At 66.4% G+C, this 14,819-nt stretch carries 10 protein-coding genes and 3 pseudogenes; 6 read left to right on the top strand and 7 right to left on the bottom strand.

Going from position 1 to position 14,819, the window contains the following annotated elements; all coding sequences use genetic code 11:
- Positions 1 to 80: 80 nt before the first annotated feature.
- From ACQEV2_RS00005 to ACQEV2_RS00015, 3 genes are all read right to left on the bottom strand, one after another.
- Positions 81 to 1,355: an IS701 family transposase gene (locus ACQEV2_RS00005; RefSeq protein WP_433034744.1), complete on the bottom strand. Its 1,275-nt coding sequence runs from the start codon at positions 1,353 to 1,355 to the stop codon at positions 81 to 83.
- A gap of 1,164 nt (positions 1,356 to 2,519) precedes the next feature.
- Entirely contained in the window at positions 2,520 to 3,161 is a 642-nt protein-coding gene (locus ACQEV2_RS00010; RefSeq protein ID WP_433034747.1) for a transposase family protein, read from the bottom strand.
- Positions 3,162 to 3,251: 90 nt separating this feature from the next.
- Complete coding sequence (locus ACQEV2_RS00015; protein WP_433034750.1) at positions 3,252 to 3,737, bottom strand: hypothetical protein; 486 nt, start codon at positions 3,735 to 3,737, stop codon at positions 3,252 to 3,254.
- A gap of 1,935 nt (positions 3,738 to 5,672) precedes the next feature.
- Between ACQEV2_RS00015 and ACQEV2_RS00020 the strand changes: the two genes are divergently transcribed.
- Positions 5,673 to 6,944 carry an MFS transporter gene (locus tag ACQEV2_RS00020; protein ID WP_433054064.1) on the top strand — a complete coding sequence of 424 codons (1,272 nt, stop codon included), beginning with the start codon at positions 5,673 to 5,675 and terminating at the stop codon, positions 6,942 to 6,944.
- A 56-nt stretch (positions 6,945 to 7,000) separates the two neighbouring features.
- Here ACQEV2_RS00020 and ACQEV2_RS00025 read toward each other — a convergent pair.
- Positions 7,001 to 7,456: pseudogene (locus ACQEV2_RS00025) on the bottom strand (transposase); the annotation flags it as partial.
- Positions 7,457 to 7,529: 73 nt separating this feature from the next.
- Positions 7,530 to 7,967 (bottom strand): annotated as a pseudogene (locus tag ACQEV2_RS00030) (integrase core domain-containing protein); the annotation flags it as partial.
- A 10-nt stretch (positions 7,968 to 7,977) separates the two neighbouring features.
- On the opposite strand from ACQEV2_RS00030, the pseudogene ACQEV2_RS00035 reads away from it, so the two are divergent.
- From ACQEV2_RS00035 to ACQEV2_RS00045, 3 genes and pseudogenes are all read left to right on the top strand, one after another.
- Positions 7,978 to 8,420 (top strand): annotated as a pseudogene (locus ACQEV2_RS00035) (transposase); the annotation flags it as partial.
- Between the two features lie 498 nt (positions 8,421 to 8,918).
- Positions 8,919 to 9,251 (top strand): histone-like nucleoid-structuring protein Lsr2, encoded by a 333-nt coding sequence (locus ACQEV2_RS00040; protein ID WP_433034753.1) that lies wholly within the window; start codon positions 8,919 to 8,921, stop codon positions 9,249 to 9,251.
- An 845-nt stretch (positions 9,252 to 10,096) separates the two neighbouring features.
- Positions 10,097 to 11,371: an IS701 family transposase gene (locus ACQEV2_RS00045; protein WP_433034744.1), complete on the top strand. Its 1,275-nt coding sequence runs from the start codon at positions 10,097 to 10,099 to the stop codon at positions 11,369 to 11,371.
- A gap of 103 nt (positions 11,372 to 11,474) precedes the next feature.
- Here the strand turns inward: ACQEV2_RS00045 and ACQEV2_RS00050 are convergent, their stop codons facing one another.
- Positions 11,475 to 12,242: a transposase gene (locus tag ACQEV2_RS00050; RefSeq protein WP_433034756.1), complete on the bottom strand. Its 768-nt coding sequence runs from the start codon at positions 12,240 to 12,242 to the stop codon at positions 11,475 to 11,477.
- A gap of 179 nt (positions 12,243 to 12,421) precedes the next feature.
- Between ACQEV2_RS00050 and ACQEV2_RS00055 the strand changes: the two genes are divergently transcribed.
- A complete protein-coding gene (locus ACQEV2_RS00055; protein WP_433034759.1) occupies positions 12,422 to 13,036 on the top strand; it encodes a hypothetical protein in 615 nt (204 codons plus the stop codon).
- 90 nt (positions 13,037 to 13,126) lie between these two features.
- On the opposite strand, the gene ACQEV2_RS00060 is transcribed toward ACQEV2_RS00055, so the two are convergent.
- Positions 13,127 to 13,456, bottom strand: coding sequence for a PadR family transcriptional regulator (locus ACQEV2_RS00060; protein WP_433034762.1), 330 nt, complete (start codon positions 13,454 to 13,456; stop codon positions 13,127 to 13,129).
- 393 nt (positions 13,457 to 13,849) lie between these two features.
- Between ACQEV2_RS00060 and ACQEV2_RS00065 the strand changes: the two genes are divergently transcribed.
- Positions 13,850 to 14,584 (top strand): hypothetical protein, encoded by a 735-nt coding sequence (locus ACQEV2_RS00065; protein ID WP_433034765.1) that lies wholly within the window; start codon positions 13,850 to 13,852, stop codon positions 14,582 to 14,584.
- Positions 14,585 to 14,819 lie beyond the last annotated feature (235 nt).

A 14,819-nucleotide genomic window follows, 5' to 3' on the forward strand; every position in this document is an offset into this window, starting at 1 on the left:
CCTAGTAGTGCTTCGTTAGGTTCTGGTTCTGCTGGTTTTGAGGGGGCGACCGCAGGTGGTGCAGGTGCCGGTCCAGCACCTCAGCAGGTCTTGGAGTGCGTCGAGGGTCTGGTAGAGGCTCGCGTCGGTGTCTCGACTTTTGGGTCGAGCCTGCGGAGGGTGAGGAATGCCTGCGCGGCGGTGACGAGGGTGACGTGGTGGTGCCAGCCGCGCCAGGTTCGGCCTTCGAAGTGGTCCAGTCCCAGGCCGTGTTTGAGCTCGCGGTAGTCATGTTCGATCCGCCAGCGCATCTTCGCCCACCGCACCAGGTCAGCGACGGGTGTGGTGGCGGGCAGGTTCGATATCCAGTAGTCCGTCGGGGCGTCCTGGCCGTCCGGCCATTCGACCAGGAGGGTCTGGGTGGGCAGGACGCCGTCCCACCGGCTGCGGCCCCCGCCAGATTCCTGAGCGGCGGCCAGGGACTGTTTGCCCGCGGGCCGCACCGTCAGCACCGTGAACCGTGAGGTCATCGCGCCCTTGCTGCCCTGCCGCCAGGTCACTTCGGAGAATCGCTTGGCACCCGCCTGCGCCGCGAGGGTGGAAATGGCTCGCGGCGGGGTGCGGTAGCGGGGAAGGGTGGGCGGCCCGAGCCCGCCATAAGCGGGCTGGTGCGGCTCGACATCCTCCGGATGAGCGACTTCCTTCCCGTTGAGGGCCAGGACATAGGACAGCCCTCGCTCCTGGAGACCGAGCCGGAACGGTGTGCTGACGCCGTAGCCGGCGTCGGCGACCACGACCGGCGCCTCCAGCTGCCACTCGGCGAGTGTGTCCAGCAGGCCGAGCGCGAGCCGCCACTTCTCCCGGTGCACCACGTCCTCGGGGACGCCTGCCCTGCGGCAGCGGTCGGGCTCGTCCGTCCACTCCCGCGGCAGATACAACTGCCACTCCAACGGGCACGAGGCGGTGTCGGTGGCGGCATGGACACTGACCGCGACCTGGCAGTTCGCCCGTTTGCCGACCGCTCCGCAGTACTGGCGGGCCACCCCGACCGAGGCCTTGCCGCACTTGGGGAACGACACGTCGTCGATCACCCACACCTCGGGCCTGACGACTCTGGACAGCCGCTCGGCGATCCGCCGCCTGACCGGCAGCGGATCCCACGGCGACTGGTTCACGAACTGCTGCAGGGCCTGCATGTTCCCGTCCGGCAGACGCTCGGCCATCGGCTGGATCGACTTGCGCCGACCGTCGAGCATCAGGCCTCGCAGATAGCACTCACCCTTGGCCCGCTGATCCGTACGCGGCACCGAGGCGAAGACATCCGCCACGAACATCGCCAACGCCGCCCGTAATCGGTTCACTTCATGCGCATCCACACGACCAACATGCTCTTGATCAGCACCAACGAATAGACCTAACGAAGCACTACTAGTTTCGTCCAGACCAGCCCGTTGATCGATAAGCAGATGGCGTCTATCCCCTTCCGCGCCTCGTGGCGGGGAAGAGTGATGCTCCGGCGGACCAACGCCCGCCGACCGGGATGTCTCGGTTGCTGAGGCCGAATCGCTCCGCGTGAAGAGCGCGCTGCTGGAGGGGCCTTGCCAGAAAGCGAAGGCACACGATGCAAGATCGCCACGCCGAGGCGCACAATCCGCGGGCTTTCATAACTCCCATGTTTCGCCGGCCCCAGCGCCGATCCGCAATCGCAGCAGGCTCGGCAGGCAACAAATCACACCCACTGTCCCCTGCGAACCTACGAGTCCGGCGAACGGTTAGAGCGGAGGGGCATCGAGCGCAGGACCTCGGTGCCGCCCAGCTACCGCGCCTGTCACCCTGCTCCAACCGCGCCCCTCGCAGGTGTGCGCCTACCCGTGATGGACGAAAAGGCAGATGACGGGATAATCGATTCAAATGGCACCCGAGCAGCGTGTCGCTCTCCCGGCGAGGATCTTGCATGGGCTACCTCGGCCAGAGTCGGGAAACCGACCCGCGCGAGAGAAGTAATCATGATAGACAGCAAAGTCTGCTCGGCATGCTCGACCTGCGACGGCAAGGGCACAGATCCGAAAAACCCAAGCAAGAGTTGCCCCACCTGCGACGGCCTCGGTGACATCTACTGCTAACTGTCTGGAACTGCCACGGGCCCTTACGACGTGGTACGCGATTGGGGTCGGGGCGTGTTGGCCTGGCGGTTTGGCTGGTGAGTGATGAGCAGGTTGTGCGCTGGAGGGGCACCAGTTCGGTGCTCGTCCGGCGGCGGTTCGGTCTGCGGGCGGCATGGTCGGAGGCCAGGCTGGCGATGGCGGCATAGGTCTCGGGGTAGTACTCCCGCCGTCCGGTATACCGCTGCAGTGGGCGCCACTTCTTCTCTTCGCCGTTGACGTGCTCCACGCAGATCCGCCTGGAGGACTGGCGTCGGCGCTGCTCGCGCCAGGCATGCCGCTCGCCGGGCGGGGCGTCGTCCTTCAGTTTCTTCGACGGGGCGCTGACCTGGTCGGGAAACTCGTTGCTCAGTCCTCGGTACCCCTCCACTTCGGCTTTCACCTTCGGTGCAGGCGGAGCTGCTCGGCGATCCCTTCGGTGCGCACGGCGATCTGGTCGTGCATGCGGCCCGGCCGGTCGGCTCCAGACCACAACAGCCGCCCAGAGCCGTCGATGATCGTGGTGGTCTTGGCTGTGTTCTGCTTCTCTTTTCCGGATACGAACGCCGTGCGGCCCGCTCGTCCGGCCTTGGGACGGCGGACTTGCACCTCGGTGCCGTCCACGTGGAGGTCAACCCCTTCGGCCTCGGCATAGGCGAAGACGTCGGCCAGGGTACGCAGCCGCACGCCGGGCCGCTGCGGGACAGCGAAGCCACGCCGGGCCAGCAGCGGCTGGATCTCATGGATCGCTCGGGTGACGGTGGGCCTACTCACCCCGTACAGGGCGGCCAGCGCCGCGTGCGGCAGGTGCAGCCGCAGGTAGGCCAGGGTGACCAGTAGCCGATCGACGAAGACCAGCTGGTGATCGGGCCCGGCACCAGCCGTCCGCTGACGGTCGCCGCCGCGTCGTTCCCGGAGCGCGGACTCGCACTGCGCCGACCACGGACCAGTCAACTCCTCGATCAAATCGCCGAGATGTGCACGAGCAATACCGCAGAAGGCAGGATGGTACAGAGCCGCGCGGGCCGAGAAGGACGTCACAATCCACTCACGCCCGCGCGGCTCCCCGCCTGCCTACACAGTGACGCAATTGTTACTCGCGGTATGCGGGCCTGTTTCGAGTGTTGGCGTTCAGCTGCTCTTTGCCGCGCGGACGGCCTGGCGCAGCATGTCCTTGAACGAGACTCCGGCAGGATCATCACCGAGGGCGATGTGCATCGACTCGGCCTCGGCCCGGTTCGACCAGCGGGTGAACACCGATACTCCGCTATCAACGGCCAGTCGTTGATCGACCTCGGTGACGGTCATGTCGGCCAGCCGCCCGGCATGTGCTGTGGTCGTTCCTGCGCGCATGTCGGTCACCGCGACCAGAAGGTGCCGCGGCAGTAGCACAGCAGCGGTCAGCGTTTCGCGCAGCGCCCCGCCGCCCAGCAAACGCGCGAAGACGCCGGGACGGCGCCGGGGCACGCTGCGAGTTTCCACACAGCCGACCGCGGTTGCCTCGACATCACTGAGCAGCTCGGTCTCGGCCGCGGCCAGAAGCATAGTGCGCAACCGGGGATCCAGGTCACCGATTGCGCAAGCACGGCTCGTACGGTCGTACAACTGCTCAGGCATATGCGAATCCTAGCTCCGCCAGGCATTTCGAGGCCGCTGCCACCAGCCCGACACACGCGGCCTCAATCGCGTACCACGTCGTTAGTGTGGGCTGGTATAACCGCCAAGGCCATCAGCCCGGCGGTGTGCGGCCTCAACTGCGGGTGGTAACCAGCACTCCCTCCAGTCCGCGGCTGAGGATACGAGCGCGCTCGTGCGCGTTGTCCGGTCTGGCGGACGGCCGCACCAAGGTCAAGCGTTCGAGAACCGTGGGAGCCCTTGGTTGTAGTGCCTGGGTCGATGGAGGGGACGCGGCCCGCCTCGGTGAACCGGTCTTTGGAGGCCTGCCATGTGCACCAGGCCTGCTCCACCCGCTCGCGCCGCTGGGCCGGGCTCGTCGGATCGCCGCTGCGTGCGGGCGCGTGGCCTATCAGGGCGCGGGCAACGGCCGACGCCGCGGTGCGCGCAGAGGCGGGTTCCTCGATCGGCTCCTCCGAGAGCAGCGCAGCGACGGGCACGCCCACCGGCCGGCGGCGGCACGCTATAGAAGAGCCAGCCAGGCGGCGGCAAGGAGCATCCGGGCCCGTGCCGACTGGCACCCTGGAGGCAACGGCTGCATACCGTGCGTCTGGGCTCGATTGAACAAGTGGTACGGGGCAGTGGCTGCGCGGTGGTCGTCCTGAAAAGTCTGGACAAGGCGCTGGCCGACCGTGACCATATTTACCGCCGAACGGTTCATCCCCGACCCCGACAATCCGGCCGAGTGCCTCTACCGCACCGATCGACCTGGTCCGCTGGACACCGGAGGGTACCCTGATCTTCTGCGGCCGCCTCGACGACCAGGTCAAGCTGCACGGCTACCGGATCGAGCCCGGCGAGATCGAGACAGTCCTGCACAGCCTCCCTGCAGTTGCACGGGTTCTGGTCGTCAAGCGCGAGGACCAGCCCAGCTCCCCCGCTACCTGGCGGCCTACTACACCGCGGCCTCAGGCACGGAGGCTCTTCCCGCCAGCTAATCGATCTGGCCGCCTCCCGGCTGCCCTCCTACATGGTGCCCCGGGTATGCATGGCCCTGGAGCAATTCCCCCTGACCGGACACGGCAAATTCGACCGGGCCGCGCTGCCAGTACCGCAGACCACGACCCTGCCCGGAAGCGATCCGGCACGTCCAGTAGGCCTCGCAATCACCCCAGCACTCGGAGGAAGAGACGATGATCTTCATGCACACCACCGTGACGCAGGAGGGCCCCGTCAGCGGCAACCACGCCGAGCCGGTCATGCACACCACTGTGACGCAGGAGGGCCCCGTCAGCGGCAACCACGCCGAGCCGGTCGAATAGGCGGATCCGCACGAGTGTGAGCAGGGGGTGGGCCGTACCGGCCCACCCCCTGCTGCTTTTCCGGTCTGGGCTGGGTGTGAGGAGCAGCGTGCTGGATGCGGTGGCTATTGCAGGGGCGTGCCAGGAACTGGAGGAGGGGCGGCGTCTGCTCGCAGAGGGGCGATTGGATCGGGCACTGGCGGCGGAATGTGCTCTGACGGCGCTGGAGCGGGATGTGCTGGAGGTAGCGGCAGACCGGCTTTGTCTGGCCGGCGTGCTGTCTGCTCGCGGGCAGGCCCTCCAGGCTCGGGTCCTCGCCGAGGCAGCGCTGACCACGTATCGGCAGCGGTTGGGCGGAGACCACGCGGCGATCGGCGGCGAACCTGTATCGGGAAGCGATCGCGGTCAAGGTCCGGGCCCTGGACTCAGAGCACCCCGGGGTGGCCACTTCCTGGCTTGGCCTGGCCTTGGTGACCGGCCCTGAACACGACCACGACCTTCGCCGTGCCCAGCGGCTGACCGCCACCTTTCACACCGACACCCTCTCCGCGCTCGCCTGAACCGCCTGGACAACCGGCGAGTTATCCCTACTTGACGATCTGCGCCAGGCTTTGTCGATCTTGTTGAGGAACACATGATGCCTGCATTGTTTACCGGTCGCGCCCGGAGGGGGCCGTCCTTTCAGCGGGGCACAGGTCCGCTGTTCACCTCGGTAGGGGTCTGTGCGGTCGGCAGCGGCATGACCAATCCGCTGCTGGTGGTGTACCTGCACACGGTGCGGGGGCTCCCGATCGCAGTGGCCACCTCGGTAGTCACGGTCGCGGCGGTGGTCAGCCTGGTCGGCAACCCTTTGGGCGGGTATCTGGCCGACCGGATCGGCCGTCGCCACGCCGGCCTGGCAGGGATGCTCGTGGCCGCGGCCGGTACCGGCATGATGGCCACCGTCACTGCCACCTGGCAGGCCCTGGTATGGATGGGCGTGTTCGGTTTCGGGCAGTCGGTCATGTGGCCCGCTATGAACGCCCTGCTGGGCGGACTGGTGCCCGACGAGAAGCTACCCCGGGCCTTCTCGACGCAGTACGTGGTGCTGCAGGCCGGCTACGGCATGGGCGGCTTCCTAGCCGCCATCCTTGCCGACCCCGCCCATCCAGGAAGCTTCACCGCCCTGTATCTCAGCGACGCGGCTTCCTTCCTGCTTTCCGGCGCACTACTGATGCGCGTCCCGGCCAGCGACCAGTACAAATCCCACGAGCCGGCCCAGCCCGCACAACGCACCAGGTTCGCGCTCGGCATGATCTTCCGTGATCGGTCCTTTGCCCGGCTATGGCTGCTCAACGCCGTTCTGACCGCGACCGCCTTCAGCCAGCTGAACAGCGGTTTCCCCGCCTATGCCACCACTGAGGCCCACGTCCCGCCGCGCGTGATCAGCCTGGCCTACCTGGCCAACACCCTGACAGTGGTCGTCGCCCAGTTCCCCCTTGCCCGCCTGCTCCGAAAGCGTTCCCACCGCTGCGCGCTGCGGGCCCTGTGCTGCGTGCTCGCCGCGCCCAGCGCGCTGGTCCTCCTCGGCGGCAACTTCAGCGGCACCACCACCGCCGTGCTGTTCATTACGGCCGCCGCCGTCATCGCCGTGGGCGAAAGCCTGCATGCTGCCACCGTGCCGGCTCTGGTCAATCACCACAGCCCCGCCCACCTGCGCGGGCAGTACAACGGCGCCCTCACCCTCGCCTACACCACCGGCATCCTTACCGGCCCCCTCCTGGCCGGCATCATGCTCAGCCACCACCACCCCACCAGCTGGCTGCTTGCCATGACCGCCGCCAGCCTGGCCTGCCTCGCCCTGACCAAAGGCGCACTCCTCACCCCCCATGCGGCCCCGGCGAGCAAAACTCCCCTGCCTGCCGCATGAAATACGCACACGCCAGGCCCAAAGAACCGCAGTCTCACAGAACTCGATCAAGGACCACGCAATAAAGAGGTCTCGGCGTCCTGTCCCGTCTTGTTCTTCGAGGCTGCCCCTTTTGACCTGGCCTTCTCCGCCTCCGCAGCAGCCTTCTCAAGGGCGGTGAGGACGTCCTCGCCCAGGTGCATCCCCGCAGCGTCGGGGTGAGCGCGCGCGGTGGTGGAGTCGATGCTGACCAGGGACAGGTCCACCGCACCCCGCTTCGCGGCTTCCGCGATGAGCCCCTCAAGCAGGGCCTCGAAGACACCCGCGTCATGCCACTGTCGGAAGCGGTTGTGGACGGTCGACCAGGCGCCGAACTCCTGCTGCATCTCCCGCCACTATCCGCCGGTCCTGAACCGCCAGATCACACCCTCGAACTGCTGCCTCAGCCGCTCCGGGTACGGGCCGAACTCGCCGATCGACAGGTACGGCCCGATGAACTCCCACTCGGCGTCCGTCAGTTGCACTCGCATCACGCAAGAAGGTCTACCGGTCCACGTCCCACCCCAAGGGCGAATCCCGCAGATTGATCACGACTCGATACGCGCCCTAGGTGTATTGACCCCCAGCGCTGTTCACACGGCTGATGGGTGGCTTGCCTCCGAGTGCGGTGTGGCAGCTGTGGTGGTTGTAGGTGTGCAGGAAGTCTGCCAGGGCGTCGGTGCGTTCGTCGTTGTTGGCGTAGGGCGGTAGATAGGCCCATTCAGCGAGCAGGGTGCGGTTGAAGCGTTCGACCTTGCCATTGGTCTGCGGCCGGTGGATGCGGGTGAGTTTGCCGGTCGCGCCGAGGTCGGCCAGGGTCTGCCACCAGACGAACCTATTGCGGTAGGGCCAGGCGTTGTCGGTCATCACCCGCTCGATGCCGTCGATGCCGTGCGCGGTGAAGAAGGCCGCGGCCCGTCGTAGAAAGGCGGCGCAAGTGGCGGCCTTCTCGTCTGTGTGGATCTCGCTGTAGGCGAGGCGGCTGTGGTCGTCGACGGCGGAGTGGATGTAGTCGAAGCGGGGCTTTGCCACCTACGGCGAGCTGGCCCGGGACATCGTCCGTCGCTGCATCACGGGCGGCCTTCCCGCCACCTACGTCACTGCGGACGAGGCTTACGGACAGGACTGGCACGTCCGCCGCCTGCTCGAACAACTCGGCCTTCGCTATGTGGTCGTCGCGATACCCAAGTCCAGCAGATCAAGTCCCTGGCCGGGATATGACGCATCGATGAGCTCATCGAAGAAGCACCCGGTGACGCCTGGCAGTGGCTGTCCTGCGGCGACGGGACGAAGGGCCCCCGCGTCTGCGACTGGGCCGCCGCCAAGCTGCCCGCCAACCTCATCTTCGATCCCGATCCGCCCACCCATCACCGGTGGGTCATGACCCGTCGCAGCCTGTCCGACCCCGGTGAGATCGCTTGCTACCTCGCCTGCGCTCCCGTCGGCGTCGAGATCGCCTAGCTGGCCCGGGTGGCCGGCTCCCGGCCGCTACCAAGAAAAGAAGGCCCTAAACAGCAGCTTACGCTCTTTAACGATTGTGGCGATACGCCCGAATTGACACTTTTGGAGGATCTGAATGCAAGGCAGTTGCGCGGTGGGAAGGACTGCCTGAAACCGTCACCTCCATGTGGGACGTGCGGTTTATGGACGCAGCTTCCTCACACGTGGAAGGCCCCCCGTGAGGTTCGGCTTCGTTACCCATTGAGCAGGGCGAACGCGTGGCGTGCGGGTCCGCAAGCGTTGCACCATTCGCCGGTGCCGGCAGGCTCTTCATGCTCCGGGAGTTGCCTCCAGGGCCGTATTCTGGTGACCCCTGGCGCGGACCGGGGTCTCTGCTGTTCCGTTTCATTGTCGCTGTCCCTCATCAGGCGACAGGGAAAGCAGCATCGTTTGTTCCATGAAGACGACCCATAGGGTAAGGGTAGACACCGCGCAAAAACTGGGTACCATCCAGCTATGGCACAAAAGATCGTGACTGTTTACACGGATGACCTCACCGGCGCGGAATCCGAAGATGTGCGGACACACACCTTTTCCCTGGACGGGGTGAATTACGAGATCGACCTCGTCTCGGACAACTACGACAAGCTGTTCGAAGCGCTCGCCCCCTTCATTGACAAGGGCCGCAAGCTCGGCCGAGCAAAGGGGATGGGGCGACCGCGCAAGGCGCCGACCGACGGACCCAGCGCTGAGGAACTTCGGGCATGGGCCCGAGAGCACAACTACCAGGTGAATGATCGGGGTCGCGTCCCCGCTAGCATCCGGGAGGCCTACGAGAAGGCCCACTGACTTCCAGCAGCACGCCCTCTCGCGCTCCGCAGAACGGCCTGGCCGTACAAGGCGCGGCCAGGCCACCGGAATGGAGCCCATGCCTCCATAAACTCCGCCGACTTCCCATTTTGGTCTGCTCAGCGCCCACGCCAGCGGGCGAAACGCCCGTGCTGCCACAGCAGCCGCACGCCGTCAGTGGCGTACCGGGACAAAACATGCTCCCTACCCAGCAAGTCGCGCACTTCTGGCTTGATTGCACTGCCAGTGTGGCGTACTTGCCGCGAACTGCCAGCAGTCTTAGACGACGTGTCTCTTGATGCTCGTCGTCGAGCGGTTCGGCGTACTTGGTGAAGCGGTTGGTGTCAGACGAGTTATGGGCGCTATGTCGGCCGATGATGCCGCGAACCATGGCGAAGCGTCCGCAGCGCGGCGGACGGAGGATCGCGATATCTTGGCGCGACTGATTTCGGCAGGCCAATGGAGCCGCTCCGGCAGGGGGAATAGGAGCAGTTGGCCGTGCCCGCAACTACGCTCCGGCACTGCCGCTGATCACACTTCCTGGCCGCACGCACTTGCGGCCGCCAGGTGCACGGCGCAAACGTTGATATCCTCGCCAGCTTGTGCCGGCGCCCGCCCCATCAAACCACAGGACTGCTCGACCGGCTGCTCGCCGTGCGCACACTGGCGGACCCGCACCACAGCCGGGACGGAGGAAGTGTTCTGACAGCTATCCCGCATCACACAAGGGCGCTGCCCACAGCACAGCAACAACGAGGGACCGTGCTATAGCAGTCCCACGCCCCGATCCTAGTAGTGCTTCGTTAGGTCTATTCGTTGGTGCTGATCAAGAGCATGTTGGTCGTGTGGATGCGCATGAAGTGAACCGATTACGGGCGGCGTTGGCGATGTTCGTGGCGGATGTCTTCGCCTCGGTGCCGCGTACGGATCAGCGGGCCAAGGGTGAGTGCTATCTGCGAGGCCTGATGCTCGACGGTCGGCGCAAGTCGATCCAGCCGATGGCCGAGCGTCTGCCGGACGGGAACATGCAGGCCCTGCAGCAGTTCGTGAACCAGTCGCCGTGGGATCCGCTGCCGGTCAGGCGGCGGATCGCCGAGCGGCTGTCCAGAGTCGTCAGGCCCGAGGTGTGGGTGATCGACGACGTGTCGTTCCCCAAGTGCGGCAAGGCCTCGGTCGGGGTGGCCCGCCAGTACTGCGGAGCGGTCGGCAAACGGGCGAACTGCCAGGTCGCGGTCAGTGTCCATGCCGCCACCGACACCGCCTCGTGCCCGTTGGAGTGGCAGTTGTATCTGCCGCGGGAGTGGACGGACGAGCCCGACCGCTGCCGCAGGGCAGGCGTCCCCGAGGACGTGGTGCACCGGGAGAAGTGGCGGCTCGCGCTCGGCCTGCTGGACACACTCGCCGAGTGGCAGCTGGAGGCGCCGGTCGTGGTCGCCGACGCCGGCTACGGCGTCAGCACACCGTTCCGGCTCGGTCTCCAGGAGCGAGGGCTGTCCTATGTCCTGGCCCTCAACGGGAAGGAAGTCGCTCATCCGGAGGATGTCGAGCCGCACCAGCCCGCTTATGGCGGGCTCGGGCCGCCCACCCTTCCCCGCTACCGCACCCCGCCGCGAGCCATTTCCACCCTCGCGGCGCAGGCGGGTGCCAAGCGATTCTCCGAAGTGACCTGGCGGCAGGGCAGCAAGGGCGCGATGACCTCACGGTTCACGGTGCTGACGGTGCGGCCCGCGGGCAAACAGTCCCTGGCCGCCGCTCAGGAATCTGGCGGGGGCCGCAGCCGGTGGGACGGCGTCCTGCCCACCCAGACCCTCCTGGTCGAATGGCCGGACGGCCAGGACGCCCCGACGGACTACTGGATATCGAACCTGCCCGCCACCACACCCGTCGCTGACCTGGTGCGGTGGGCGAAGATGCGCTGGCGGATCGAACATGACTACCGCGAGCTCAAACACGGCCTGGGACTGGACCACTTCGAAGGCCGAACCTGGCGCGGCTGGCACCACCACGTCACCCTCGTCACCGCCGCGCAGGCATTCCTCACCCTCCGCAGGCTCGACCCAAAAGTCGAGACACCGACGCGAGCCTCTACCAGACCCTCGACGCACTCCAAGACCTGCTGAGGTGCTGGACCGGCACCTGCACCACCTGCGGTCGCCCCCTCAAAACCAGCAGAACCAGAACCTAACGAAGCACTACTAGAGGTTGTCCCGTATGGGGCGTGAGTTATCCGGTGAGGGCCAGGTTGTGGAGTCGGGCGATGCCGAGCATAGCCTGGTGAACGCCGTTGCCCTTGAGCCGGCAGTCCCGCAGGATCTTCCAGTTCTTCAACCGCGACAGAGCGTGTTCCACCCGGGCTCGCGCCCGGCGGTGGACGGCGTTCTCCGCTTCCTGCTGTGGGCTGAGGTGCGTCTGACCTCGTCGTTTGCGGTGCGGGATGAGCAGGCCAGTTCCTTGGTAGCCGCCGTCGGCGATGGTCGGTGCGCCGCGGCAGGCCCGGTCGACGCCGGACTCCGTGAAAGCCCGGCAGTCGTTGCGGCTGCCGGGCAGCGGCAGACCGATCGCCACCACCAGGCGGCTGTTGGCGTCGATCACGACCTGCACGTTCGTCGAGTACCGATAGTTCTTGCTGGAGGCGGCCATGCTGCGGTCACGGGTGGGCACGAGGGTGCCGTCGACGATGTAGACGGTGTCTTTGCGCGGCCGGCGGGCCGGCGAGATGGCCAGCAGGGGCGCCAGGTGATCGAGGATGCGGTCGGCCGCAGACTTCGAGACCCCGAACAACGGCGCCACCTGCCGCAACGTCAGGTTCGTGCGCCAGTACGTCGCCACCAGCAACACCCAGTCCTCCAGCGGCAGCCGCCAGGGACGGCCGCGCTGAACGTCACCACCGCGACGCCGCACCAGCGCCACCAGCCTGGTGAACTGCGACTCGGTCAGCCCGGAGAACGGCTCGATCCACTTCGGATCATCCGCTGAGATCACCCCACCCATGCCCAGCCAACGCACCAACCGCCCCACCGGTTACGGGACAACCTCTAGGCTGCCCAAGGGCATTGCCTCTACTCACCCGTATCATCGCTGCGTCAGGCACCCCCAGCCGGAGCGCCCGTCTCTGACTTGCTGTACCTGACCATGGGTCTGCGCCCGGCCACGAACCGAGGAGAAAAAGGATGCCCGAAACCACGACTGCGGCAACTGAGCTGACATCGCAATACATCAGCCAAGTAGCCAGTGACCTCGAGCGCAACGTCAAGGAACAGGAACGCATTGCGTCGGAAATGACCACGCTGCAGCAGCAGTTGGCCGCTCTGCAGCATGACCACACCGTGCTGGTGCAGATGCAACAGGCACTCGGCGTCGCGGCAACGGCCCCTGAGCTTGCGAGCGCCGACAGTGCCACCGTGCCATCACCCCGAAAGCAGGGCACTGCCAAGCCTCGCACCAGGGTGAAGACGACGACTACGGAAAAGCCCGCCGCCAAGAGGCAATCCGCAAAAGGGGCTGTCACCAAGACGGCTCAGCCCACGCTGGTCGAACTCATCCGCCGCCACCTGACCGAACAGAGTGAACCACGCTCTGCGGCGGAGATTGCCACGGCGCTCAGCCAGGCATACCCCGACCGTGGCATCAAGACCACCGTCGTGCGCACAAGTCTGGAAAATCTTGTGGCCAGGAACCAGGCTCAGCGCACCAAGCAGGCCTCTTCCGTCTTCTACACCGCTCCCAACCCACCGCAACCCGCAACAGCGCCCCAGACCGAAACTCAACCCGACATCCCGGAATAGGCCACGCCGCCGTGGGCGCAACTCTCGGCGCCGCGCTCACTGCCGCTCCTTCAGGAAGACTTCCCTTTCCTGTCTAACAGGGCTGGGCCCTCATGACACTCCCCGTCGGCGGATCGGGCGCACAACCCATCCCGGCAGAGGCTGTTTGCGGGCGCAGTAGGTGTGGACGAGGGCGTCCCGCACGTGCTCAGCACCGCCCTCGGTGATCCGGTAGAAGCGACGGCGCGGACGGCCGACTTTCGCGTGTACGGCGGGGTCTTCCCAGGTGCTGTCCGCCCAGCCGACTTGTTCCAGGCGGGCGAGGATCGGATAGATCGTGCCCGACGGCAATCCCGCCAGCTCACACAACTCGAGGCCGTAACGCTCTTTGGCGGGGCCTTCCAACAAGGCCCACAGCACCAGTTGAGTCTGCAGGGTCATACGCGGACTGCCCATACTCGTGCTCTACATAGCCTGCCTGTCTAGAGCTTGTCACGGACTGCGAGTTGTCTCGCCCCTGCTACGAAGCTGCCGTGGGGGCAGCGTCTTGGCTGGACAGATCAGTCGAGCCGGCATCCCGTTCCTGCGACAGCTGTCCCATAGGCGTAATGTGTCGTGTGGGTATGCACACCCAGTGCGGCACGGTTCGCCGATGCGGAGTGCCAACGCCCCAACAACCGACATGGTTGCTCCCATGGGGGTTTGGAGGAGGCGCGGGACCGGGGCGGCGTCCGATGCGGAGCAGGAGTTGCGTCGCTGGCTGCGGTTGTATGGCCAGCTTCGGGTGGGCGACTCTTCTGGGCCTATCGCAGCTTCGCCGGTCTGGTAGCCGACGTGGGCAGCTACCGGCCTCCCAGCCCATGGACGCACGGCGGCCAGTCGCAGCCGGGTCGCTGTTTCGCGGCTGCGAGTGAGTGGGCTGAACGCGCGGGCTGGGCCTACGCCGAGGGCTATGCCCTGGTCCGTGCCGCCGCACCCTTCACCTGTTTCGAACACGTCTGGTGCCTGACGGATGAAGGACTGGTCGCCGACCCTGCTTTGCCCGACGGCGCCGCTGCCGGATACTTCGGCATCGCCCTCAGCCACCGCTTCCGCCGCCAGCAGCAGCTGGCCCGAGGCACAGACGCCGTGTTTGTCTCGGACCCGAAGAACATCCTGGTCGGCATCAATGAGCAGCTCCTGCGCTCGGTACTGCCCGACCAGGCCTTGAGCGTGCCCGGCATGCTGCCAGTGCGTTCGGCCAGGTCGCTCCGCCGCAGTGACCGGCGTCTTCTGCAGCGATGTCTCCGTGCGCTGCTGGCCCTCGGCATGTTCAACCACCGCCCGACCAGCCTCTGGCCGCGCAACGTCAGTCTGGCCGACGTCACCCGCTACACCGTTGTCATCTCCCCACGCCACGACGACCAAGTGATCACCACCACGAACGCCCTACAACGTGAGCTGTTGGTTGGTCGGCCGCGACAAGCTCCCGCAGACTGGGCTACCGGGGCTGCGAGTGAAAACCTCCTACGACGACGGAGAGTGTTTGCGCCACCTGCCCACTGGCGCCACCATGGCCGTAATCGGTGACCGCCATGGCCGTCTGCAAGGCCCCCCTGATGAAGACAGCAACTGCTCCCGCCTCTGGCGCCGCTCACGCGATTCGTGCTGCTGCGAAGCCTGTGGCACGGTTGCGATCGACGGCTGGACCGAGCCGGGCTCGCTCGATCAACAGCCCGCCGCCCAACGCCTTCTTGCCGCCGGAGCGGACCGGGAGGACCTTGTTCGCCTGGTCCGAGCCGTTGCCTATGAGGCGGTGTTCGCG

It is taken from the genome of Streptomyces sp. CA-251387, assembly GCF_050936625.1.
GTDB lineage: Bacteria > Actinomycetota > Actinomycetes > Streptomycetales > Streptomycetaceae > Streptomyces.